Genomic DNA, 23,296 nt, shown 5'->3' with positions numbered 1-23,296 from the left:
CTCCAACGCCTCGAAAAACCGCACCTTCAACCCAGCACATGCCACGATCCCCGCAACTCCCTCAAATCGAGGGTGTTGCGGGGATCGTTAGAACCCGCCGATTCGACGGGCGGGCCGTTGGTGTGTGCGGGGTGAGATCAGCGGACGGTGTGCACGATCAGAACATCGCAGGTGGACTTGCGCGCGGCGTCCGACGGAACCGAGCCCAGCAGGCGGCCGGTCAACGAGTTCAGGCCGCGGTTGCCGACGACGAGCAGGTCGCCCTTCACCTCGTCCACGAGTGCCAGCAGCGACTCGACGGGAGCACCGACGATCGCCTTCTCCTCGATGTTCTTCGCACCGGCCTTGGTGGCGTGCTCGCGCGCCGTGCGCAGAATCTCACGCGTCGGTGCCGATCCGGTGATCTGATAGGCGTCCTCGCGCAATGCGTCGGCGGCAGCGGACGTGTCCTTCGGATCGGCAGGGTAGTACGCGCAAGCGATCACCAGGGTGGCATCGGCGTCTCCCGCGAGAGCCGCGGCCTTCTCCACTGCCCGCAGTGACGATTCGGAGCCATCGGTCCCGACGACGACGGTGCGGTAGGCGCTCATTCATTCCTCCATTTGTCGGTCACACACAGATGTGACACTTCTGGTCGAACTCGATTGGTGCAAGTCACAGGACCGAAAGACGTGGTCCGGGGACTGATTCGCTGACATTAGCCGGAACCGGCCGATCGGCACGTGAACTTGGGGAACAACACGATCCGCGCCACTCACATACATTGGTTTCCATGCCGATTCCCCGCCCGCCACTGTCGAGACGGGCCATGACTGTCGGTGCCGCCGTGATTGCGGTTCTGGCGCTGGTCGCCCTCGCATTCGTCTTCCTCCCCCAGGATTCGAGCGCCGACACATCCACGCGTGAAGCGCGCATCACGCTACCGGACGACCCCGGGTCGACGGGCACCGTCGACATCGACGCTCGTCTCTACGTACCCTCCGTCACTCCCGCGCCGACGGTGCTGCTCGCCCACGGCTTCGGCGGCAGCAAGGACTCGGTCGACGGGGAGGCACGTGATCTCGCTGCTCGCGGGTACACGGTGCTCGCCTACAGTGCACGCGGGTTCGGCGACAGCACGGGTTCGATCTCGCTCAACGACCCCGATCGCGAGGTCGCCGACGCACGCGGACTCATCGACTGGCTCGCCGAACAACCGGAGGTGGAACTGGACGCTCCCGGTGACCCGCACGTCGGAGTCGCCGGCGGATCCTACGGCGGCGCACTGGCACTGAGCGCAGGCGGCACCGACCCCCGGATCGATTCGATAGCCGCAGCGATCACCTGGAACGACCTGGGTCAGGCCCTGTTTCCCAATTACGGCGTCACCTCGGTCGAAGGCCGAGAAGCCCTCGGCGACATCGCCACTCCCGCAGCTGCCGAGTACGGCGGACCCGGCGTCCTCAAGCGCGGCTGGGCCGGAGTGTTCTTCGGAGTGGGCGCAGCGAGTGCACCACCCGGCGGAAACGGCGACGACAGCACCGATTCCGGCACCTCCGAGGGCACCTCGGCCTGCGGACGATTCGCACCCGAATTCTGCGACGCCTACACCGAATCCGCCGTGACCGGAATCCCCAGCCAGCAGTTGCTCGATCTGCTGACGGCTCACTCGCCGGTCGCGGTGGCGTCGAACATCACGGCACCGACGCTGCTGGTTCAGGGCACCCAGGACACACTGTTCGGTCTCGACCAGGCCGACGCGACGGCACGTCAGATCGCCGCAGCCGGTGGGAACGTCACCGTGCGATGGTTCGACGGTGGCCACGATGCAGGCGGAACCGACGGCACGAGCGATCGAGCCATCGCCGACTTCTTCGACACGACATTGCGGGGCACCGAGGCCCCCACCGGCACCGACGCCGAGCCGTTCGTCTACTCCACTCAGCGGGCAGCCGACGAGCGCGGCGGCGATCGTGACCGCCGAATGACGGCTCCTGCTTACCCGGGACTGACCCCCGCGTCCGATCCCACGCAAACCCGATCGGTGACGTTCACTCCCACCGCCGAGAACCAGTCGATCATTCGTCCACCCGGAGCATCGCCGTCGGCGATCTCGTCGGTACCCGGTTTGGGCTCGGTGCTCTCGACCCTCGGATCGACCGGGGCCGGAGCAGCCCTGACCGCGGACCTGCCGGGCCAGTCGGCAACGTTCACCAGCGATCCCGTCGAGTCGTCCGTGACGATCACCGGTGCCCCGCGGGTGAACCTGCGCGTGGCGTCGCTGGCGTCACCCGATCAAGCCGTTCTGTTCGCGAAGCTCTACGACGTTGCGCCGAACGGCACGAGAACGCTTCCGGGCGGGGCGGTCTCGGCGATCCGACTGCCCGTTACCGAGGGCATCGATCCCGTCGACGTCACGGTTGCGCTTCCTGGCATCAGCTACACCGTGCAACAAGGTCATCGCCTCGAACTGAGCATCTCCACCACAGATCAGGCCTACGCCGTTCCACTCGAGCCGGCGCAGTTCAGTGTGGCCATGACCGACGACACCATCGCGTTGCCCACCGTCCCCGCCGAGGCCAGCGCCGACAGCACCGTTCCGGTGGCACCACTCGTCGGCATCGGAATCGTCCTGCTGGCGGTCGCCGGTGCGATCGTCGCCGGAATCGTGCGAACCAGACGTCGCGCAGTCGCCGAAGTGGACGAGGACCTCATCGACACTCCCCTGGTGATCACCGATCTGGCCAAAACGTATTCCAACGGCTTCCGCGCCGTCGACGGCGTCAGCTTCGAGGTGAAGCAGGGCCAGGTTCTGGGTCTCCTCGGGCCGAACGGCGCAGGAAAGACCACCACCCTGCGCATGCTGATGGGCCTGATCACGCCCACCGGCGGCGACATTCGAGTCTTCGGCCACAAGGTGACCCCCGGAGCCCCGGTGCTGTCCCGGTTGGGCTCCTTCGTCGAGGGATCCGGCTTCTTGCCGCACCTGACCGGAACACAGAATCTGCGGCTGTACTGGGAAGCGACAGGTCGCCCGATCGAGGACGCTCACCTCGAGGAAGCCCTCGAGATCGCCGACCTCGGCACCGCGATCGAACGCAAGGTCAAGTCCTACAGCCAAGGTATGCGGCAGCGGCTCGCGATCGCCCAGGCCATGTTGGGGCTGCCGGATCTGATGGTCCTCGACGAACCGACCAACGGACTCGACCCACCACAGATCAGGACGATGCGCGATGTGCTGATCAACTACGCGAAAACCGGTCGAACCGTGTTGGTGTCGAGCCATCTGCTCGCCGAGGTGGAGCAGACCTGCACCCACGTGGTCGTCATGAATCGCGGATCGGTGATCAGTTCCGGTACCGTCCGCGAACTGACCGCGGCCGGCGGACAGACGGAGATCAGGGTCGACGATGCCACCCGCGCGCAGTCGGTGCTCGACGCCTCAGGTCACGACGGCGCGGTGATCGTCGACGACGGCACTGTGACCGTCGACCTGACCGATGCGGATGCCGCAGTCGTCATCAGAGAACTCGTCACCTCGGGGGTCTCGGTGCGCGGATTCTCGCAGTCGACGCGCCTCGAAGACGTCTTCCTCGACCTCGTCCACCGAGACAACCCAGGGTCCGACACCAGCAAGGATCGCGCATGAGCACCACACACGCAGACGGGCGCGCTGCCGGGTACACCGGCGGCAGCACCTTGCCGTTCCGTACCGAGTTGCGCAGGCAACTGGGACGTCGCCGCACTCAGCTGGCCATCGGCTTTCTGGCCCTGCTTCCGGTGATCCTGGCCATCGCCTTCACCGTCGGCAGCTCGAATGCGGACTCCGATGCCGACGGGCTCATCGAGCTCGGCACTCGCGGCGGTATGAACTTCACGGTCTTCGCTCTGTTCATGTCGGTCGGATTTCTGCTGATCGTGGTGGTGGCCCTGTTCTTCGGCGACTCGGTGGCAAGCGAAGCGTCGTGGTCGAGTCTGCGGTACCTGCTGGCCATTCCCGTGCCCAGGAGTCGACTGCTGACGCAGAAGGCTCTGGTGTCGGCGACGCTGTCCGGCGTGGCTATCGCCGTGCTCGTCGGGGTGTCGCTGTTGATCGGAACCGTGCTCTACGGAGCCGAATCACTCATCACCCCGCTGGGTGAGGGACTGCCCTACGGCACCTCGCTGGTGCGGCTGCTGATCGCAGTCGCGTACATCGGCATCAACCTGCTGTGGGTGGCCGGCCTGGCGATGCTGCTGTCGGTACTCACCGACGCCCCGCTCGGGGCCGTCGGTGGTGCCGTGATGACGTCGATTCTGATGCAGATCCTCGATCAGATCACGGCGCTGGGATCGCTCCGCAACTACCTTCCCGGGCACTACGCGAACTCGTGGATCGACGCTTTCGGAACGAGCATCGACTGGAACGACATGGTGGTCGGATCGTTCTCCGCCATCACGTACGCGGCAGTGTTCGGGTTGATCGCGTGGCGACGTTTCGGCACCAAGGACATCACCAGCTGAGGCGGATCACTTCTTCGTGAGCGCGGGCCCGAAGACGCCGGCGGGAATGACGCCCTGGCCGACGATCGACTCGCGCCACGGCGTCGCGATCGAGACCAGCCGAGCAGCACCGTCCTCGCCGAGGGCGGCCCAGGGCGCAACAGCGAGGTCGTTGGTGATGTCCTCGACCAACGTTCGGAGATCCTTGCCGTCCTGGGTCAGTGCACCGTCGGACGAGAGCAGCTCTCGATCGGCCAGAGACGCGACCGCCGCGTCCCACTGCTCGGTCGACCACCCTCGACGCTTGCGGGCGAACTCCTTCTCGAAGCCGTATCCGGTGGCGGTATGGGTGATCAACGCTTCCAAACCGCTCAGACCCGCGGTCTGCAGCGCTGCGATATGCCCGTCGCCGCGGTATTCGCGGATCAGTGTCAGTGCGTGCCAGAGCACCAGATGCGGTGCTGTCGGCCAGTCGAGCTCTGCATACGCCGCGTACAGGGGTCGACCGTCGTCACCGGGAATCCCCCGGGCCGCGATCGATGCCAGGTCCGCGGCCTCGGCCATGTCCGCGGATTCGAGAACCTCGGGGCCCAGCAGTCGACCGAAGGCGGCATCGAGAGTGGCGTAACGGATGGCCATGATCTCGTCGGGTGACGTGACGTCCCAGGCCGCCGGGATGAGCGGTGCCACAAGCTCCCGATTGAAGTTGTAGAACGTGGCGGTCACGACGCCCGCGCCGACGCGCCCCAGTGGTGCAGCTCGACCCGCGAAATAGCAGGCCCGCGGCGCCAACCCGGTTGCAACCAGAGCATCCTGCGTCTCCGGAAGGAAATAGGTCATCGAGTGGATCAATTCGAGCGCGCGAGAGGTGCGGCCGGCGGTGGTTGCGTCCATCACTGAACCGTAACCGAACCATCTCGAACCACTCCGCAGGCTCCACTCGCGTCACTGGCTCATTCCGCTGGCTCCACTCGCGCCCCCCTGGCTCATTCCGCTGGCTCCACTCGCGCCCCCCTGGCTCATTCCGCTGGCTCCACTCGCGCCACCCGCCCGACCTACTTGAGGCCGGCCGCGTCCATGCCTCGGAGCTCCTTCTTCAGATCCTGGATCTCGTCGCGCAGCCGGCCGGCGAGCTCGAACTTGAGCTCACGTGCCGCGTTCATCATCTGATCGGTCATGTTCTTGATCAGATCGGCCAGCTCGGCGCGGGGCATCGACGACACGTCCTGACCCTCGTACACACCGGTGCTGACCGACCTACCCGCCTCGCCCTGTGCTCGCCGTCCGCGGCTGGCGTTGCGACCGGATCCACCGACCTCGACGACGGACTCGGTGTCCTCGGCCTCCTGGTACACCTGGTCGAGAATGTCGGCGATCTTCTTGCGCAGCGGCTGCGGATCGACGCCTCGCTCCTTGTTGTACGCGATCTGCTTCTCGCGTCGACGCTCGGTTTCCTCGATGGCGTAGGTCATCGAATCGGTCATCTTGTCGGCGTACATGTGGACTTCACCGGAGACGTTTCGCGCGGCACGGCCGATGGTCTGAATGAGACTGGTGCCGCTGCGAAGGAAGCCTTCCTTGTCGGCGTCGAGAATTGCCACCAACGAGACTTCGGGTAGGTCGAGTCCCTCACGGAGCAGGTTGATGCCCACCAGTACGTCGTACTCGCCCAACCTGAGTTGCCGGAGCAGTTCGACGCGGCGCAGCGTGTCGATGTCGGAGTGCAGGTAGCGGACACGAATGCCCAGCTCGAGCAAGTAGTCGGTCAGATCCTCCGACATCTTCTTGGTCAGCGTGGTCACCAGCACACGCTCGTCCTTCTCCGCGCGTTCCCGGATCTGATGGACCAGGTCGTCGATCTGCCCCTTGGTCGGTTTGATGACGACCTTGGGGTCGACGAGTCCGGTGGGACGAATCACCTGCTCGACGAACTCTCCCCCGGTCTGGCCCAGCTCGTACTTTCCCGGAGTTGCCGAGAGGTAGACCGTCTGACCGATGCGCTGGGTGAACTCCTCCCATGTCAACGGTCGGTTGTCGGTCGCGGACGGCAAGCGGAACCCGAAGTCGACGAGATTGCGCTTGCGCGACATATCGCCCTCGTACATGGCTCCGATCTGCGGCACCGTCACGTGGGACTCGTCGATGACCAGTAGGAAGTCCTCGGGAAAGTAGTCGATCAGCGTCGCGGGCGCGGTGCCTGCACCACGGCCGTCGATGTGCCGCGAGTAGTTCTCGATACCAGAGCAGAACCCGACCTGCTTGATCATCTCCAGGTCGTATTGCGTCCGCATCCGCAGCCGCTGAGCCTCGAGCAGTTTTCCTTTGCTCTCCAGCTCGGCGAGCCGATCTTCGAGTTCGGCTTCGATGTCCTTGACGGCTCGTTCCATTCGCTCCGGACCGGCAACGTAGTGCGTGGCCGGGAAGATGCGCACCGAATCCACCTGCCGAACGATGTCGCCGGTGAGCGGATGCAGGTAGTACAGCGCTTCGATCTCGTCGCCGAAGAACTCGATGCGAATCGCGAGTTCCTCGTAGGACGGAATGATCTCGACGGTATCGCCGCGGACCCGGAACGATCCGCGGGTGAAGGCCATGTCGTTGCGGGTGTACTGCACGTCCACCAGCAGCCGGAGCAGCGCGTCACGCTGTACTTCGACGTTGACCTCCAGCTCGATCGACCGATCGACGTACGACTGCGGGGTGCCGAGACCGTAGATGCACGACACCGACGCCACCACGACCACGTCTCGGCGCGAGAGCAGCGATGCCGTCGCCGAGTGCCGCAGACGTTCGACATCGTCGTTGATGGACGAGTCCTTCTCGATGTAGGTGTCGGTCTGCGCGATGTACGCCTCGGGCTGGTAGTAGTCGTAGTACGAGACGAAGTACTCGACTGCGTTGTTGGGCAACATGTCTCGCAGTTCGTTCGCCAATTGCGCCGCCAGCGTCTTGTTCGGTGCCATCACCAGGGTCGGGCGCTGCAGCTTCTCGATGAGCCAGGCGGTGGTGGCCGATTTGCCGGTACCGGTGGCACCGAGCAGGACGACGTCCTTCTCGTCCGCCTTGATCCGCCGTTCGAGCTCGGCGATGGCGGTCGGCTGATCGCCTGCCGGTATGTGTTCGCTGACGACCTCGAACGCCGGTCCGGTACGCTCGATTGCGCCCACCGGACGGTGTTCGGAGTGCGCGACAACGGGATGTTCGGATGCAAACGCCATTTCACAAGCGTAGACGCGACCACCGACAAGTTCCGTCGGACAGACCCACACGCTGGTTCCCGGTAGCTTCTACAGGCATGGTCGCTCACACGTCAGCCGGTGCGCACGCCGTCGTTCATGCCCCCAAGCACGAGACGTTCGACCTCGTCGCCAAGACGAACGTGGATCCCAAGGGGTTCGTCCGTGTCGTCGACGAATACCGCGTCGAGCCGTGGGGGCTGTACATGGCCCGCCCGTCGGATCACGCCCATTTCGACTACCTGGAGTCCTGGTTGCTGCCCGCGCTCGGGCTCCGAGCCTCGGTGTTCCACTACCTGCCTGCACACGCCCGCGATCAGGACTACTACGTCGACATCGGCGAGTACACCGCCGGCACCACCCGATGGACATCCGTCGACCACTATCTCGACCTCAGTGTCCGTACCGGCCGCGATTACGACCTGCTCGACGTCGACGAGTTGTTCGACGCTCGGGTGGCGCAACACGTCGACACCCCGACGGCCGAGCTGGCACTGGCCAGATCGATCACGGCCATCGAAGGTCTGACGCGACACCATTACGACCTGAACGCGTGGCTCGCGTCCGTCGGAATGCCGACCGAGTGGAACGGTAAACCGTCCTGATCCACCGACCAGGGTTCTCAGGGTCCAGGATCAACCCGACCCGATTCACGCAGACCAGTTCGTCTCCTCCGCCCACTGCCATGCCCGGCGGTATGCCACATCGAACCACGGTGCTTTTGCGTTCTCGTAGGCCTCGATCGCCGATGCGAAGTCCGTGATTCCGGCAGCGGCCTCGGAGGCGCGTCGCTTGATTCCGGAATACTCGGTCCTGATGCTGTCGTCCGCCCGCAACCAGTCCCGGAACAGCAGGGCGAACCTCTGATTGGGCCAGCCGTCCACCCGGATGTGGACGTTCGCCGGTCGGCCGGGGTCTGCACTGCCGTGAAAACGCTTGGACCACACGGCCGGATCGGCTTCGCCGCCGATTCCGTACGCGGGCTTGGGATGGTCGAAGTCGGCGTCCTCTCGCCGCGGGAACCCTGCCACGCGCAACTGTTCGGCTACGGAATCGGCGTCGTCGAGCCCGCGCACGGTGATCTGGATGTCTATGACGTCCTTGGCGTCGAGGCCGGGCACTGCGGTGGATCCGATGTGATCGATACGGACCGCCTTGTCGGAACAGGCAAGAGCCAGGCGCGAGACGATCCGTCGGGCCTGCAATTCCCACGCGGGGTCGGCCGTCACCTGTTCCGGATGAACACGCGCGATGACCCCCTCCCTGATGTTGCGCTCGAAGGGAATCAGTCGGTCGTTCCACAGGGCTCGGACGTCGTCGTCGACGCTTCCCGGCGCACCGGTGTTGTCGATCCACACGTCGGCCGCGGCTCGGCGCGCATCATCGGTTGCCTGCGCTGCGATCCGCGCCCGGGCGTCGGCCTCGGGCATGCCTCGCTGTCCCGTCAGACGACGCACCCGTTCCTCGGCGTCGACCCACACGATGACCACGAGGTGAAAGAACGGGCCCATCGATCCTTCGACGAGGAGCGGAATGTCCTGCACCACTACGGCATCCGACGCTGCTCCGTCGATGATCTCGGCAGTACGCGCACCGACCAACGGGTGAACGATGGCGTTGAGCTTCTTGCGGGATTCCTCGTCGCCGAATGCCTTGGCCGCCAATGCCGGACGGTCGAGCGAGCCATCGGGTGCGAGAATGTCGGTTCCGAAGGTATCGGTCAGTTGTTGCAGCCCAGGTGTTCCCGGCTCCACGACTTCACGGGCAAGCACGTCGGAGTCGACGAGCACTCCCCCGAGTTCGGTCAGCACCTTCGCAACGGTCGATTTTCCGGCACCTATTCCACCGGTCAGTCCCAGTCTCAGCATGCACCCAGTCTGACACTCGAACACGCCGAAGCACACCAGCCTCAAATGCACCGGTTTCACAGATCCGTCGGTTATCTTCGACGAGCGCGACCTCGATGTGCCGACCCACAGCTATTGAAAAGGACAACCATGCGAAGCAATCAGATCCAACCGGGTCGGCACCGCCTTGGCATGGATGCAGGCGTTCATTGCATTCTGATCCCGGAAGTAGCCTCGGCGTTGGCCGACCATCGGCGCAACTGGTTCACCAACCTCCTGACCCCCGCCCGCCACAGCTTCGCGACCATGCGCAAGCGCACGGAGAGCGTCGGCCAGTGGAGTCCAGCCACCGCCGCGTAGTTCGCACTCCCCCTCCACCATGGGCCCGGTTCATCCGAACCGGGTCCATCGTCGTTTCCGCAGAGTTTTCGATCACCCGATTCGAACGAGAAAGCCCCGGTTCTCGTGGAGAGAACCGGGGCTCGGCGTCACACCCTCACGGGTGGACCACATCTATCAGGCGTTGCCCGACAGCTTCTCGCGAAGTGCAGCGAGCTGCGCATCGCTGGCCAGCGACCCACCGGTCGAGGCCGGAGCCGACGCTGCGGGAGCGTCGCCTTCTGCATCGGCGGGAGCCTGACCCGACTCGGAGGAGTAGTTGGTGTTGGCGGCTTCGGCAGCTTCGTCCTTGGCCGTCTTCTCCATCTGAGCGGTGTGCATCTTGTGGCGACGCTCTGCCTCGGCGTAGCGACCTTCCCACTCTTCACGCTGCTTCTCGTAACCTTCGAGCCATTCGTTGGTCTCGGAGTCGAAGCCTTCGGGGAAGATGTAGTTGCCACCCTCGTCGTACGAGTCGGCCATGCCGTACTTGGACGGATCGAACTCTTCTGCGTAGTCCTCGTTGGCCTGCTTGAGGCTCAACGAAATCCGGCGACGCTCGAGATCGATGTCGATGACCTTGACGAGTGCGTCGTCGCCGACACCCACGACCTGGTCCGGAACCTCCACGTGGCGCTCGGCCAGCTCGGAGATGTGCACGAGGCCCTCGATGCCCTCTTCGACTCGCACGAATGCACCGAAGGGAACCAGCTTGGTGACCTTGCCGGGCACGATCTGGCCGATCGCGTGGGTGCGAGCGAACTGGCGCCACGGATCTTCCTGAGTTGCCTTGAGCGACAGGGAAACACGCTCGCGGTCCAGGTCGACGTCGAGAACCTCGACGGTGACCTCGGTGCCGACCTCGACAACCTCGGACGGGTGATCGATGTGCTTCCAGGACAGCTCGGAGACGTGCACGAGTCCGTCGACGCCACCCAGGTCCACGAAGGCACCGAAGTTGACGATGGAGGACACGACGCCCTTACGGACCTGGCCCTTCTGGAGCTGGTGCAGGAACTCGCTGCGGACCTCGGACTGGGTCTGCTCGAGCCATGCGCGGCGCGACAGGACCACGTTGTTGCGGTTCTTGTCGAGCTCGATGATCTTGGCCTCGATCTCCTTGCCGACGTACGGCTGGAGGTCGCGGACGCGACGCATCTCGACGAGCGAAGCGGGGAGGAAGCCACGAAGACCGATGTCGAGGATGAGTCCACCCTTGACGACCTCGATGACGGTGCCCTTGACGGCCTCGTCCTTCTCCTTGAGCTCCTCGATCGTGCCCCAAGCGCGCTCGTACTGAGCTCGCTTCTTGGACAGGATCAGACGGCCTTCCTTGTCCTCCTTGGTGAGGACGAGTGCTTCGATCTCATCTCCCACGGAGACGACCTCGTTGGGGTCGACGTCGTGCTTGATGGAGAGCTCGCGGGAGGGGATGACGCCTTCGGTCTTGTAACCGATGTCGAGTAGAACCTCGTCACGATCGACCTTGACGATGGTGCCCTCGACGATGTCACCATCGTTGAAGTACTTGATCGTGGCGTCGATGGCGGCGAGAAAATCCTCTGCGGAGCCGATATCGTTGACGGCTACCTGCGGTGAGGTTGTGGTTGAGGGCATGTGTTGAGTTGCTCCGGACGGGTTGGGTATCGGTTGATGGATGTTCGGTCGGACTTGGTGAAACGTGTGCAACACGAGCACATTCGGCGGAACCGTTGCCGGATCCGCATGCGCCGACGCCGGGCGGACCCGACCTGGACGCAGCATGAACACACTCGCGTTGAACAGGGTACGCGATGCCGCAGTACCAGCACAAACCCGGTTAGAGTCGGCGTGTGACCGATCTTTCCCCACCGTCGTCCACTCCCGGCCGCGGCCGAATCGACTCGGTCACGAGCGACCGCGCGAGTCGCCTCTGGTGGGATTCCGACGCCGAGGCCTACCACCGTACCCATGGCGCGTTCCTGGGGGTGACGACCGAATCCGGAGAGTTCGTCTGGTGCCCGGAGGGACTACACGAGGGCGACGTGCATCTGCTGGGCGACGTCGTGGGCAAGGACGTGCTCGAGGTGGGCTGCGGAAGCGCACCGTGCGCCCGCTGGCTCGGGACACAGGGTGCGCGCGCGATCGGTCTCGACATCTCGATGGGCATGTTGCAGCGCGGCGTCGATGCCATGGCCGCGGGCGGCTCGACGGTTCCGCTGGTGCAGGCCAGTGCCGAGTCCTTGCCGTTCGCCGACGAGCGCTTCGACATCGTCTGCTCGGCATTCGGTGCGGTGCCGTTCGTCGCGGACTCCGCCAATGTGATGAAGGAAGTGGCGCGGGTTCTTCGACCGGGTGGCATCTGGGTGTTCGCCGTCAATCATCCGATGCGTTGGGTGTTCCCCGACGATCCCGGCGTGGCCGGGCTGACCGCGACGATTCCGTACTTCGACCGAACCCCGTACGTCGAGTACGACGCGGACGGAACCCCCAACTACGTCGAGCATCACCGCACGATCGGCGATCGGGTGCGCGAACTGGTCGCCGCAGGCCTCGAGGTACGCGACATCGTCGAACCCGACTGGCCGGAGTGGCTCGACCGCGAGTGGGGTCAGTGGAGCCCATTGCGCGGGCAACTCTTTCCCGGCACCGCGATCTTCAGCAGCCGCAAACCACTCCGATAGACACCGCACTGCTCAACGCCGATGCACCCGGGCCTCGACGGCCTCGGTGAAGGCACTGGTCGACGCCTGTCCACCGAGGTCGGCTGTCGCGACCCCGGATTCGACCGTGGCGTCGACGGCGTGTCGGATCCTGCCGGCGGCTGCGGCCAACCGTTCGTCCCGATGCCGCGGGGCAAGCCATTCGAGCAGCATCGCGGCCGACAGGAAGAGCGCGGTCGGATTGGCTCGGTTCTTGCCCGCGATGTCCGGGGCCGATCCGTGCGAGGCCTGCGCCATCGCCTGGGTTTCCGAGGAGTTGATCGACGGCGCGGTGCCCAGCGACCCGGACAGCTCACCCGTCAGATCCGAGAGAATGTCGCCGAACATGTTCTCGGCCACGATGACGTCGTAGTCCTCGCCCCGTCGAACCAGGTGCGCGGCAAGGGCGTCGACGTGCTCCTCGGTGACCTCGACGTGCGGAAACTGTTCTCCCACTGCGCGGCACGCATCGCGGAACAACCCCGTCGTCATCGATAGCACGTTGGTCTTGTGCACGATCGTCAGTTGTCGATTGCGTCGCTCGGCCAACGAGAACGCTTCGCGTGCAATGCGTTCGCAGGCCGCGCGGGTGAACACTCCGACCGCGAGAGCCACATCGGGAGTGGGCATGAACTCCCCGCTGCCGACGAACATGTTGCGATCGGCGTAGAACCCCTCGGTGTTCTCCCGCACGACCACCAGATCCATCCGCGGGGACACCGCCCGTACGCCGGGCAGTGCCTTCGCCGGCCGGATGTTGGCGAACAGGTCGAAGTTCTTGCGAATTCGTCCGCCCGGGGTCAACTGCGATCGAAACGGTTCCGGATACGACGCGCTGTCGTGTGGTCCCAGAATCCAGCATTCGAGTGCGGACAGTTCTTCCAACGTGCTGTCGGGTATCGGCGTTCCGTGCTCGTCGATGGCACCGAGCCCCAGCGGCAGGTGCACCCAGTCGACGGCCGGTCCACCGGCGGCTGCGAGGGCCGCGTCGACCACCCGAATCGTTGCGGGAACGATCTCGTGGCCGATGCCGTCGCCGGTCATGGCTCCGATCCGTAGCGTCGTTGCATGGGGACCGTCCGTCTGAGACATCATGGCCTCCATGGTGCAGTCCGCAGAACTTCTCCTCGACGCCGGCCTCGACGCATCGGTGCGCCGCGAGTGGGCGGCGCTGTCCGACGCCGGCCTCCCGAGCCAGAACAGCCACCGCGGTGAGTCGAACCGCCCGCATGTCACCGTCGCGGTGGCGTCGTCGATGCCGGCCGCGGTGGACGATGGCGACGCGGTCCGCTTCGATCCGTTCGATGTGCGTCTCGGAGGACTCGTTGTGTTCGGTGGTCGATCGATCACCCTGGCGAGACTGGTGGTTCCGTCGAGCGAGTTGCTCGATCTGCACGCCCGGCTGCACGAGGCCGTGGGCGAACGTTCGCTCGATCACCTCGACCCCGGCCGATGGACACCGCATGTCACGGTGGCCCGACGGTTGACGCCCGAGGAGGCAGGAGCGGCGGTGCGCCTGCTCTCGGTAGACGTCGACGATCTGGTCGGATCTGCGGTCGCGCTGCGCCGATGGGACGGCGAGGCCAAGCGGGAGTGGCGAATCGGCTGATCCACGCACCCTAGAACCGGTAATCGCCGAACTGAGTCACCTCCGCGTGGGTATCGGGAGCGACACCTGCGACCACGAGGGCGTCGAGGGCCAGGAACAGCAGCACAACTACCAATACAATTGTCATGTCGCTAGCTTCCAACCTGCGGAGACGGTGCACGAGTGGCAGTAACGCCATATATCGACGACTTTCTGCCATACTTCTGTGCATGCTGAAACGAGTGGTCGTCGCGCTGATGCCGTTGACAGAACAGTTCGAGCTGGGCGTCGCCTGCGAGGTGTTCGGATTCGATCGCTCGGACGAAGGACTGCCCACCTACGACTTCTCCCTGATCGCAGGTGTCCCACAACCGATCCACACCCGCGTCGGCTACACCATCGACGTGCCACACGATCTCGACAGCCTCGACACCGCCGATCTGATCATCATTCCGGCGGGAGGCACCGAGGCGGCGGTCGACGGCAGCTTCGTGTGCGGCACCGAATACGACGCGTCCATCGAACCCCTGCTGGCCAAACTGCGCGCGGCGGTGGAACGAGGGGCGATGGTCGCGAGCCTGTGCAACGGTGCCTTCGTACTCGGCAAAGCGGGTCTTCTCGACGGCAGACCCTGCACGACGCATTGGCGGCACTCCGACTCGCTGGCCGCGAAATATCCCCTGGCACAGGTGGATCCGAACGTCCTCTACGTGGATGCCGGCAACGTGCTCACCAGCGCAGGCACGGCAGCCGGCATCGACCTGTGCCTGCACATCGTGCGCAAGTACCAGGGCAGCGTCGTGGCCAACGGGATCGCCCGCCGGATGGTCGTTCCTCCGCATCGCGACGGCGGGCAGGCTCAATTCGTCACCAGTCCGCTGCCCGCCACTCGCACCGAGACACTGGCTCCGCTGCTGGATTGGATGACCGAGAATCTCGACTCCGAGCTCACCATCGGTCGACTGGCGGCGCGGGTGAACATGTCTGCGCGAACCTTCGCCCGCAGGTTCGCGGCCGAAACCGGAACGACGCCGGCGCGCTGGCTCAACGACCAGCGAGTACTGGCAGCGCAGCAACTGTTGGAGAACTCCGATCTTCCGATGGATTCGATCGCCGAGGTGGTCGGCTTCGGAAATGCCGCGGCTCTGCGGCAGCACTTCGTGCGGTTGCGATGCACCACACCGAACTCCTACCGCCGCACGTTCCGCGCTGCCTACCAACCAGCCTGACCCGCCGCGCTCCTACACAGTCGGGATGATTCCGGCGAGTACCTGCGTTGAGACACAGCAGAAGCGCAATCAAACGAAAGGGACCGCGTGGCCACTCAGACTTTGACCCAGCAGAATTTCGACGAGATCGTGACGAGCAACGACGTGGTGTTGGTCGATTTCTGGGCGTCCTGGTGCGGACCGTGCCGCCAGTTCGCACCCACCTTCGAGAAGTCGTCGGACGCGCACCCCGACGTCGTGCACGCCAAGGTCGACACCGAGGCCGAGCAGGGTCTTGCTGCGGCAGCGCAGATCCAGTCGATCCCGACGATCATGGCGTTCCGCGAAGGAATTCTCGTCTACGCACAGCCCGGCGCACTGCCTGCACCGGCGCTGGAAGACCTTGTCGGTCAGATCAAGGCACTCGACATGGACGTCGTACGCCAGCAGATCGCCGAGCAGGCTCCCGCGGCGGAGTAGTTCGTCCCAGCCGTACATCGAGCGAAGGGCCGCTCACCGAATTCGGTGAGCGGCCCTTCGCCTGGCCATGGGTCGAATCAGTGTGCAGCGGCGTCCCAGCTGCGACCGGTGCCGACCGAGACTTCCAGGGGCACCGACAGTTCGATGGCCGAGGACATCTTGTCGCGTACCAGTGCCTCGACTTCCTCGCGCTCGGAGTCGACGACTTCGAGTACCAATTCGTCGTGCACCTGCAAGAGCATCCGCGACTTCAGCGTCGACTCCGCCAGCGATCGGTGCACGTCGATCATCGCGACCTTGATGATGTCTGCGGCGGTGCCCTGGATGGGCGCATTGAGAGCGGCCCGCTCGGCGACCTCGCGGCGCTGACGATTGTCGCTGTTGAGGTCGGGCAAGTAGCGGCGCCTGCCGTACAGCGTGGAGGTGTATCCCACTTTGCGCGCTTCCTCGACGGCGTTGCGCAGGTAGTCACGGACGCCTCCGAACCGCGCGAAGTACGCCTCCATCTGCTGCTTCGCCTCGTCGGTGGAGATCTTGAGCTGCGCGGCGAGACCGAAGGCGCTCAATCCGTAGGCCAGTCCGTACGACATGGCCTTGACGCGGCGACGCAGTTCGGGCGTGACCTCCTCGATCGGCACTCCGAAGGCCCTGGCACCGACGAAACTGTGCAGGTCCTCGCCGGTGTTGAATGCCTCGATCAGCCCTTCGTCGCCGGAGACGTGCGCCATGATGCGCATTTCGATCTGGCTGTAGTCGGCGGTGAGAAGCGTGTCGTATCCGGCCCCGACGACGAAGCCGTCACGGATGTGGCGTCCCGCCTCGTTGCGCACCGGAATGTTCTGCAGGTTCGGCTCGGTGGACGACAGTCGCCCGGTTGCCGCGACCGTCTGATTGAACGTGGTGTGAATGCGTCCGTCGTCGGCGACGGATTTCAGCAGGCCGTCGACCGTCACCTTCATCCGCGTCGCGTCCCGATGATCGAGCAGGAACTTCAGGAACGGATGCTCGGTCTTCTCGAACAACCCTTGCAGCGCATCGGCGTCGGTGGTGTAGCCGGTCTTGGTCTTCTTGGTCTTGGGCATGTCGAGTTCCTCGAACAGCACCACCTGCAACTGCTTCGGTGACCCGAGGTTGATCTGCTTGTCGATCACGCCGTAGGCGGAGTTCGCAGCCTCGTCCACCTGCGCAGCGAATCCGGACTGCAATGCGCGGAGGTGATCACCGTTCACGGCGATACCCGTTGCCTCGACATCGGCCAACACCGTCAGCAGCGGCAGCTCCATCTCGGAGAGCAGGGTGGTCGACTCGATGGCGGCGAGCTCGGCGTCCAACGCATCGGCCAGGTCGATGACGGCCCGCGCCTTGAGAATCTCGCCCTCCGCGAACGCCGCATCGGCGGTGTCCTCGGCATCGAGCAACGACATCTGGCCTTCACCCGCATCCTCCACCCGGAGTTCGCGTTTGAGGTAGCGCAACGACAGGTCGTCGAGGTTGAACGACCGCTGCCCGGGCCGCACCAGGTACGCCGCAAGGGCTGTGTCGGTGGTCAACCCACCGAGGGTCCAGCCGCGGCCACGAACTGCATGCAGAGCCCACTTGGCCTCGTGCAGAGCCTTCGGCTGCGCCGGATCGGCGAGCCAGGCGGCAAGTGCCTGCTCGTCGGATTCGTCCAGAGCGGTCGTCGTGACGAACGCGCCTTCCCCGTCGGCCGCAGCGATCGCCACCGACGTCGCGTCGCTGTCGAAAGGCCGACGCGGGCCGAGGATGGACAGCCCGCTCCGTCGGCCGTCGGCCGCGTGTTCTCCCAGCCATGCGGCCAGATCGCCGGGCGCGACAATGCCGCCGCGGACGTCGAAACCTTCTTCTGCTTCGGGTTCGACCGACGCGAGCGTCTCGAACAATCGGTCCCGCAGAATGCGGAACTCCAGGTCGTCGAACAAGGCGTGGATCTTCTCGCGATCCCACGGAGCCAGTTCGAGCTGATCGGGGGTGTAGGGCAACGGCACATCGCGGACCATCTCGGTGAGCTCGCGGTTGAGCACCACACTCGACAGGTTGGCCCGCAGTGCATCTCCCACTTTGCCCTTGACCTTGTCCACGTTGTCGACAAGAGCGGTGAGGGAACCGTATTCGATGATCCACTTGGTCGCCGTCTTCTCGCCGACCCCGGGAATGCCGGGGAGGTTGTCGCTCGGGTCTCCGCGCAGGGCCGCGAAGTCCGGGTACTGCGATGGCGTCAAACCGTACTTGGTGGCGACCTCGGCGGGGGTGAACCGAGTCAGATCCGACACGCCCTTGCGCGGATACAACACCGTGACGTTGTCCGTCACCAACTGCAGCGCATCGCGATCGCCGGTGACCACCAGAACGCGGTACCCCAGTGCCTCTGCCTGGGTCACCAGAGTGGCGATGATGTCGTCGGCCTCGAAGCCCGCCTCGGCCATCACCGGGATACCCATGGCCCCGAGTACGTCCTTGGTGATGTCGACCTGACCGGCGAACTCGTCGGGCGTCTTGCTGCGGTTGGCCTTGTACTCGGGGTACCGCTCGGCGCGAAAGGTCTGCCGCGAGACGTCGAACGCCGCCGCGATGTGCGTCGGTTTCTCGTCCCGCAGCAGGTTGATCAACATCGAGGTGAACCCGTACACCGCATTGGTGGACTGACCGCTCGTGGTCTTGAAGTTGTCCGCGGGCAACGCGAAGAAGGCACGGAACGCCATCGAGTGGCCGTCGATGAGCAGCAACGTGGGCCGCTCTCCGCCCGCTTTCGCATCGGTCTCGGCTGCGGGCGCTGCACTTTTCTCCGTTACTGGGCTCACGGTTGACCAGTCTAGGGAGACAGTCCGACAACTCGTAGCCGGATGCACGCGCCACGACGCGATCGCACTCGATGCGCACGCCGCGCACCGCGAAACACAACCGATACTTTCCGGAAATCTCAGTCGCCGATTTTGCGTCGTTTCAGCGGATAGAGTCCGACAATTGCAGGAAACCCACATACCCGTGGCACAACGACAACCGTCCGGAGGACGTGCGTGGCTCCAAATGTTCGATGGACCAGAAAGGTGCAACCGCCGAGGTTGCGCGCAAGATCTGCCGTTCGGCTCCTTCAGCGAACACTCCTACTCGCCGTTCTGAGTTCCATTGCCGCGCTGCTGTTCAGTGCGCCGGCATTGGCCCAGGAACCTACCCCCACTCCCCCGGCAGCGCCGGGGACCAGTGCCGAACAGGCACCACCGGCGGACGCGGTCAGCGTCGCCGGATCCCTGAACAACGGGGGCGAACGACTCGTCGGCGTCGACGTCGCGGCGCTCGACGCGTCCGGCTCCGAAGTCGCCCGTACCACCAGTGAAACCGGGGGCCGGTGGACCCTCGAACTGTCTCCCGGCACCTACACGTTCCAGGTGGTTCAGGAAACGCTCCCCGACGGCGTCAGCGTCCAGGGCGAGGTCCAGCGCGATGTGCAGGCCGGGCGTTCCAACACCGTCATCTTCTCGTTCGGTGAGGCCAGAACCGCCACCACCATTCCGTTCTACGAGAAGTTCGTTCGCACCACCGTCGACGGCTTCCGTTTCGGCCTCGTCATCGCGCTCGCCGCGGTCGGGCTGAGTCTGATCTTCGGCACCACCGGTCTGACGAACTTCGCACACGGAGAACTCGTCACACTCGGTGCCGTCGCGGCGTGGTTCTTCAACGTCAGTGTCGGCATACAACTGATCCCGGCCACGCTGCTCGCGATAGTCGTCGGAGTCGCGATCGGCTGGCTCAACAATGCCCTGATCTGGCGGCCGTTGCGCAAACGGCGAACAGGCCTCATCGCTCAGCTGGTGGTCACCATCGGCCTGGCGATCGCACTGCGTTATCTCATCCTGATCTTCTTCTCGGATCGCTCCGAGCCCTTCGACGATTACCAGGCGCAGACCGAGAACGACTGGGGTCCGTTGTCGATCACCAACGTCAACCTCGCCTGCATCGTCATCAGCATCGTCGTCCTGGTCGGCGTCGCGCTGATGCTGCAGCGCACCAAGATCGGCAAGGCCATGCGTGCGGTGGCCGACAACCGGGATCTGGCCGCATCCTCCGGCATCAACGTCGAGCGCGTGGTCACGTTCGTCTGGTGCCTCGGCGGCGGCCTGGCTGCCCTCGGCGGCGTGTTGTTCGGGCTCTCCGAACTCGGCGGTCGCGTCCAGTGGGAGATGGGCTTCAAACTTCTGTTGCTCATGTTCGCCGGCATCACACTGGGTGGCCTGGGAACGGCCTACGGCGCATTCCTCGGTTGCGTCATCGTCGGTCTGCTCGTGCAGTGGTCGACGCTGGTCATCAATCCCGATCTCAAATACATCGGAGGGTTGCTCGTCTTGATTCTCATCCTCGTCGTCCGTCCACAGGGCATCCTCGGCTCGCGACAAAGGATCGGGTGACCTTCACATGGATATCATCGGCGCACTTCAGATCTCACTCGCTCAGCTGGTCGGCCCGTCCGCCATCTTCTACGCCCTGCTCGCCATCGGCCTGAACCTGCACTTCGGCTACGCCGGACTGCTCAACTTCGGCCAGATCGGCTTCGCACTGCTCGGCGGCTACGGCGTCGGCATCACCACGATCACCTACGAACAGCCGCTCTGGCTCGGCATTCTGGTCGGTCTCGCCGCGGCAGGACTGCTCGCCCTGGTGCTCGGCATCCCGACTCTGCGACTGCGAGCCGACTACCTCGCGATCGTCACCATCGCCGCGTCGGAAATTCTGCGACTCGTGTTTCGTTCCACCGCAACGGATTCGGTGACCAAGTCGACCAACGGCATCACCGGCTTCGCCGGCCCGTTCACCAGCATGAGTCCGTTCGAGGGTGGCAAGACGTACAGCTTCATTGGCGTGCGATTCCTGGGTAACGACCTGTGGGCCATGCTCGTCGGCTGGACGCTGGTCCTGCTGCTGTGCGGGGTGGTCTACCTCCTGACGCACAGCCCCTGGGGACGTGTGCTCAAGGCCGTTCGTGAAGACGAGGACGCGGCCCGCTCGCTGGGTAAGAACGTGTTCGTCTACAAGATGCAGGCGCTGGTTCTCGGTGGTGTCATCGGCGGCATGGGCGGCGTGTTCAACGCACTGCAAACCCAGTCCATCAACCCGGACTTCTACTCGACGGCGCAGACGTTCTTCGCCTTCGGTGCCCTGATTCTCGGTGGTGCCGCAACGGTGTTCGGCCCCGTCCTGGGCGCGATGCTCTTCTGGTTCCTGCTGTCCATTCCCGATGCCATTCTGCGACAGCTGATCTCCGGCGACGACCCGGTGCTCAACCTCACCGGCGCGCAGGTCGGTGCCACGCGGTTCGTGCTCCTGGGAATTCTGATCGCCGTCTTGATGGTGTTCAGACCTCAGGGCATTCTCGGCAACAAGCGAGAGGTTCAACTCAATGCCTGACCCGAGCAAGGATGCCGCCGCAACAGCGGCACCGAGCAAGAAAGCAAGCACCCTCGAATCACGTGCTGCCAAAGCACTGTCGAGTGATCAGCGGTCGGCGTTGTTCGCCGGTGTCGCCAACGAGCCCGGATCCCCCAAGCCCGACGCCACCCTGGTGGTCGACGGCGTCTCGCGCACCTTCGGCGGCCTGAAAGCCGTCGACGTCGCGCACCTGGAGATCCAGCGTGGGTGCATCACCGGACTCATCGGGCCCAACGGCGCAGGCAAGACCACCCTGTTCAATCTGCTCACGGGATTCGATCGACCCGACACCGGTACCTGGTCGATGGACGGCCAGGAACTGGGTCGGATGCATCCGCACCAGGTGGCACGCAAAGGTGTCGTCCGTACGTTCCAGTTGACCAAGGCGCTGTCGAAACTGACTGTGCTGGACAACGTTCGGCTGGGCGCAACCGGTCAGCGCGGCGAGCGCATGATCAACACGTTCATGCCGTGGACGTGGAAGGCCCAGGAACGTCAGATCACCGAACGCGCCTACGAGCTATTGGGGCGCTTCAAGCTCGACGCCAAGGCCGACGACCTGGCCGGCTCGTTGTCCGGCGGCCAACGCAAGCTGCTCGAGATGGCGCGTGCGCTGATGACCGATCCGTCGGTGGTCATGCTCGACGAGCCGATGGCCGGGGTCAATCCTGCTCTGACGCAATCGCTTCTGGGGCACATCAAGTCGCTTCGCGACGACGGTATGACGGTGGTGTTCGTCGAGCACGACATGGACGTCATCCGCGACATCAGTGACTGGGTGGTGGTGATGGCACAGGGCAGCATCATTGCCGAGTCCACCCCCGAGGAGCTCTCCAACAACGGAGCCGTCGTCGATGCGTATCTCGGTAGCCATCACGATCAGGCTCTGGAATTCGATGCCGACGGCAATCCGGTCGGTGCCACCGCGGAGCTCGCAGAGGCACTGAAGAAGGCCGAGGCCGAGGAACTCGAAGCGGGAGGCGACCTCTCGGAGCCGGAGTTCGTACGCCCGGTGGTAACCGACGTGACCGAAGGCGGCTCGCACCGGGCCGAGGAGGACGAACGATGAGCGAACAGACATTGACGCCGGCAGAGTTCGCCGCGACACCCGAGGAGCACGCCCGCCTCGCCGAAGGTGCATTGCTGCGCGCCGACGGCTTGGTGGCCGGGTACATCCCGGGCGTCAACATCCTCAGTGAATGCAACTTCTTCCTCAACGACGGGGAGATCGTCGGCATCATCGGACCCAACGGAGCCGGGAAGTCGACCCTCCTCAAGACCCTGTTCGGGCTGGTTGCCGTCCGTGAGGGCAGCGTCAAACTGCGAGGTGACAACATCACCTCCGCCGAAGCGCACGTCCTGGTCACAAAGGGAGTCGGCTACGTTCCGCAGACGCAGAACGTCTTTCCGTCGTTGACCATCGAAGAGAACCTCGAAATGGGAATTTATCTGCGTCCCAAGAAGTTCGGCGAGCGATTCGAGTTCGTCAGCGAACTGTTCCCGCTGCTCGGTGAGCGCAAGAAGGTCAAGGCGGGCGCACTGTCGGGCGGCGAGCGACAGATGGTCGCCATGGGACGCGCACTGATGATGGAGCCGTCGGTACTGCTGCTCGACGAACCGTCGGCCGGACTGTCACCGATGTTCCAGGACGAGGTGTTCATCCGCTGCAAGAAGATCAATGCAGCGGGCGTGTCGATCATCATGGTCGAGCAGAACGCCCGTCGTTGCCTCCAGATCTGCGACCGCGGCTACGTTCTCGATCAGGGCCGTAACGCCTACACCGACACCGGTCCGGCGTTGATGAACGACCCGAAGGTGATCGAGCTGTATCTCGGCACGCTGGCAGGAAGCAAAGAGAAGAAGTAGCTCCTCGCAACGACGAAGGCCCCGGTTCGATCGACATCGAACCGGGGCCTTCTCGCTGCCGTCGAACGTGCGGCACATACGCAAGCCACTGGGCCCGAGTCCTGATCGAGGA

At 64.5% G+C, this 23,296-nt stretch carries 19 protein-coding genes; 12 read left to right on the top strand and 7 right to left on the bottom strand.

Going from position 1 to position 23,296, the window contains the following annotated elements; translation table 11 throughout:
* Positions 1 to 137: 137 nt before the first annotated feature.
* Positions 138 to 590, bottom strand: a complete 453-nt coding sequence (locus CH276_RS27880; RefSeq protein WP_032378962.1) for a universal stress protein — start codon at positions 588 to 590, stop codon at positions 138 to 140.
* A gap of 182 nt (positions 591 to 772) precedes the next feature.
* Between CH276_RS27880 and CH276_RS27875 the strand changes: the two genes are divergently transcribed.
* Positions 773 to 3,628, top strand: coding sequence for an alpha/beta fold hydrolase (locus CH276_RS27875; RefSeq protein WP_094629264.1), 2,856 nt, complete (start codon positions 773 to 775; stop codon positions 3,626 to 3,628).
* Positions 3,625 to 4,482 carry an ABC transporter permease gene (locus CH276_RS27870; protein ID WP_032394302.1) on the top strand — a complete coding sequence of 286 codons (858 nt, stop codon included), beginning with the start codon at positions 3,625 to 3,627 and terminating at the stop codon, positions 4,480 to 4,482. The genes CH276_RS27875 and CH276_RS27870 overlap by 4 nt, the downstream gene beginning before the upstream one ends.
* Positions 4,483 to 4,488: 6 nt before the next feature.
* Here CH276_RS27870 and CH276_RS27865 read toward each other — a convergent pair whose 3' ends face one another.
* On the bottom strand, positions 4,489 to 5,355 hold the full coding sequence (locus CH276_RS27865; protein WP_032394303.1) for an SCO6745 family protein: 867 nt from the start codon (positions 5,353 to 5,355) through the stop codon (positions 4,489 to 4,491).
* 161 nt (positions 5,356 to 5,516) lie between these two features.
* Positions 5,517 to 7,679, bottom strand: a complete 2,163-nt coding sequence (gene uvrB / locus CH276_RS27860; protein WP_094629263.1) for an excinuclease ABC subunit UvrB — start codon at positions 7,677 to 7,679, stop codon at positions 5,517 to 5,519.
* Positions 7,680 to 7,756: 77 nt separating this feature from the next.
* On the opposite strand from uvrB, the gene CH276_RS27855 reads away from it, so the two are divergent.
* Positions 7,757 to 8,302, top strand: a complete 546-nt coding sequence (locus tag CH276_RS27855; RefSeq protein WP_094629262.1) for a DUF402 domain-containing protein — start codon at positions 7,757 to 7,759, stop codon at positions 8,300 to 8,302.
* Between the two features lie 45 nt (positions 8,303 to 8,347).
* Here CH276_RS27855 and coaE read toward each other — a convergent pair whose 3' ends face one another.
* The gene (gene coaE / locus CH276_RS27850) at positions 8,348 to 9,565 is read right to left on the bottom strand and encodes a dephospho-CoA kinase (protein ID WP_094689140.1); all 1,218 of its coding nucleotides are present in this window, start codon (positions 9,563 to 9,565) and stop codon (positions 8,348 to 8,350) included.
* Between the two features lie 129 nt (positions 9,566 to 9,694).
* Between coaE and CH276_RS27845 the strand changes: the two genes are divergently transcribed.
* The gene (locus CH276_RS27845; RefSeq protein ID WP_032394307.1) at positions 9,695 to 9,904 is read left to right on the top strand and encodes a hypothetical protein; all 210 of its coding nucleotides are present in this window, start codon (positions 9,695 to 9,697) and stop codon (positions 9,902 to 9,904) included.
* A 156-nt stretch (positions 9,905 to 10,060) separates the two neighbouring features.
* Here the strand turns inward: CH276_RS27845 and rpsA are convergent, their stop codons facing one another.
* The gene (rpsA, locus tag CH276_RS27840) at positions 10,061 to 11,539 is read right to left on the bottom strand and encodes a 30S ribosomal protein S1 (protein WP_027497255.1); all 1,479 of its coding nucleotides are present in this window, start codon (positions 11,537 to 11,539) and stop codon (positions 10,061 to 10,063) included.
* 215 nt (positions 11,540 to 11,754) lie between these two features.
* Between rpsA and CH276_RS27835 the strand changes: the two genes are divergently transcribed.
* Positions 11,755 to 12,585, top strand: a complete 831-nt coding sequence (locus CH276_RS27835; protein WP_094629260.1) for a class I SAM-dependent methyltransferase — start codon at positions 11,755 to 11,757, stop codon at positions 12,583 to 12,585.
* A gap of 12 nt (positions 12,586 to 12,597) precedes the next feature.
* Here the strand turns inward: CH276_RS27835 and CH276_RS27830 are convergent, their stop codons facing one another.
* Complete coding sequence (locus tag CH276_RS27830) at positions 12,598 to 13,695, bottom strand: isocitrate/isopropylmalate dehydrogenase family protein (protein WP_094629269.1); 1,098 nt, start codon at positions 13,693 to 13,695, stop codon at positions 12,598 to 12,600.
* A 10-nt stretch (positions 13,696 to 13,705) separates the two neighbouring features.
* Here CH276_RS27830 and CH276_RS27825 point away from each other — a divergent pair, with 10 nt between their 5' ends.
* The 3 genes from CH276_RS27825 to trxA all read left to right on the top strand — a co-directional run bounded on the left by CH276_RS27825 (position 13,706) and on the right by trxA (position 15,879).
* A complete protein-coding gene (locus tag CH276_RS27825) occupies positions 13,706 to 14,212 on the top strand; it encodes a 2'-5' RNA ligase family protein (RefSeq protein WP_094629270.1) in 507 nt (168 codons plus the stop codon).
* Positions 14,213 to 14,421: 209 nt separating this feature from the next.
* A complete protein-coding gene (locus tag CH276_RS27820; protein WP_094629259.1) occupies positions 14,422 to 15,420 on the top strand; it encodes a helix-turn-helix domain-containing protein in 999 nt (332 codons plus the stop codon).
* Between the two features lie 87 nt (positions 15,421 to 15,507).
* Positions 15,508 to 15,879: a thioredoxin gene (gene trxA / locus CH276_RS27815; protein WP_032394311.1), complete on the top strand. Its 372-nt coding sequence runs from the start codon at positions 15,508 to 15,510 to the stop codon at positions 15,877 to 15,879.
* Positions 15,880 to 15,956: 77 nt separating this feature from the next.
* On the opposite strand, the gene polA is transcribed toward trxA, so the two are convergent.
* Positions 15,957 to 18,698, bottom strand: coding sequence for a DNA polymerase I (gene polA / locus CH276_RS27810; RefSeq protein WP_032394312.1), 2,742 nt, complete (start codon positions 18,696 to 18,698; stop codon positions 15,957 to 15,959).
* Between the two features lie 261 nt (positions 18,699 to 18,959).
* Here polA and CH276_RS27805 point away from each other — a divergent pair, with 261 nt between their 5' ends.
* From CH276_RS27805 to CH276_RS27790, 4 genes are read left to right on the top strand one after another with little or no spacing between them, the layout of a single operon-like run.
* The gene (locus CH276_RS27805) at positions 18,960 to 20,300 is read left to right on the top strand and encodes a branched-chain amino acid ABC transporter permease (protein WP_052049316.1); all 1,341 of its coding nucleotides are present in this window, start codon (positions 18,960 to 18,962) and stop codon (positions 20,298 to 20,300) included.
* A 7-nt stretch (positions 20,301 to 20,307) separates the two neighbouring features.
* Positions 20,308 to 21,297, top strand: coding sequence for a branched-chain amino acid ABC transporter permease (locus tag CH276_RS27800; RefSeq protein WP_032394313.1), 990 nt, complete (start codon positions 20,308 to 20,310; stop codon positions 21,295 to 21,297).
* Entirely contained in the window at positions 21,290 to 22,387 is a 1,098-nt protein-coding gene (locus CH276_RS27795; protein ID WP_094629258.1) for an ABC transporter ATP-binding protein, read from the top strand. Before CH276_RS27800 ends, CH276_RS27795 begins: the two co-directional genes overlap by 8 nt.
* Positions 22,384 to 23,184, top strand: coding sequence for an ABC transporter ATP-binding protein (locus CH276_RS27790; protein WP_032394315.1), 801 nt, complete (start codon positions 22,384 to 22,386; stop codon positions 23,182 to 23,184). The genes CH276_RS27795 and CH276_RS27790 overlap by 4 nt, the downstream gene beginning before the upstream one ends.
* Positions 23,185 to 23,296: the final 112 nt, after the last annotated feature.

Source organism: Rhodococcus sp. 06-470-2 (assembly GCF_002258235.1).
In the GTDB taxonomy this organism is placed as follows: domain Bacteria; phylum Actinomycetota; class Actinomycetes; order Mycobacteriales; family Mycobacteriaceae; genus Rhodococcoides.
The sequence above is the reverse complement of the archived record's forward strand: the minus strand, read 5'-3'. Positions and strand labels throughout refer to the sequence as shown.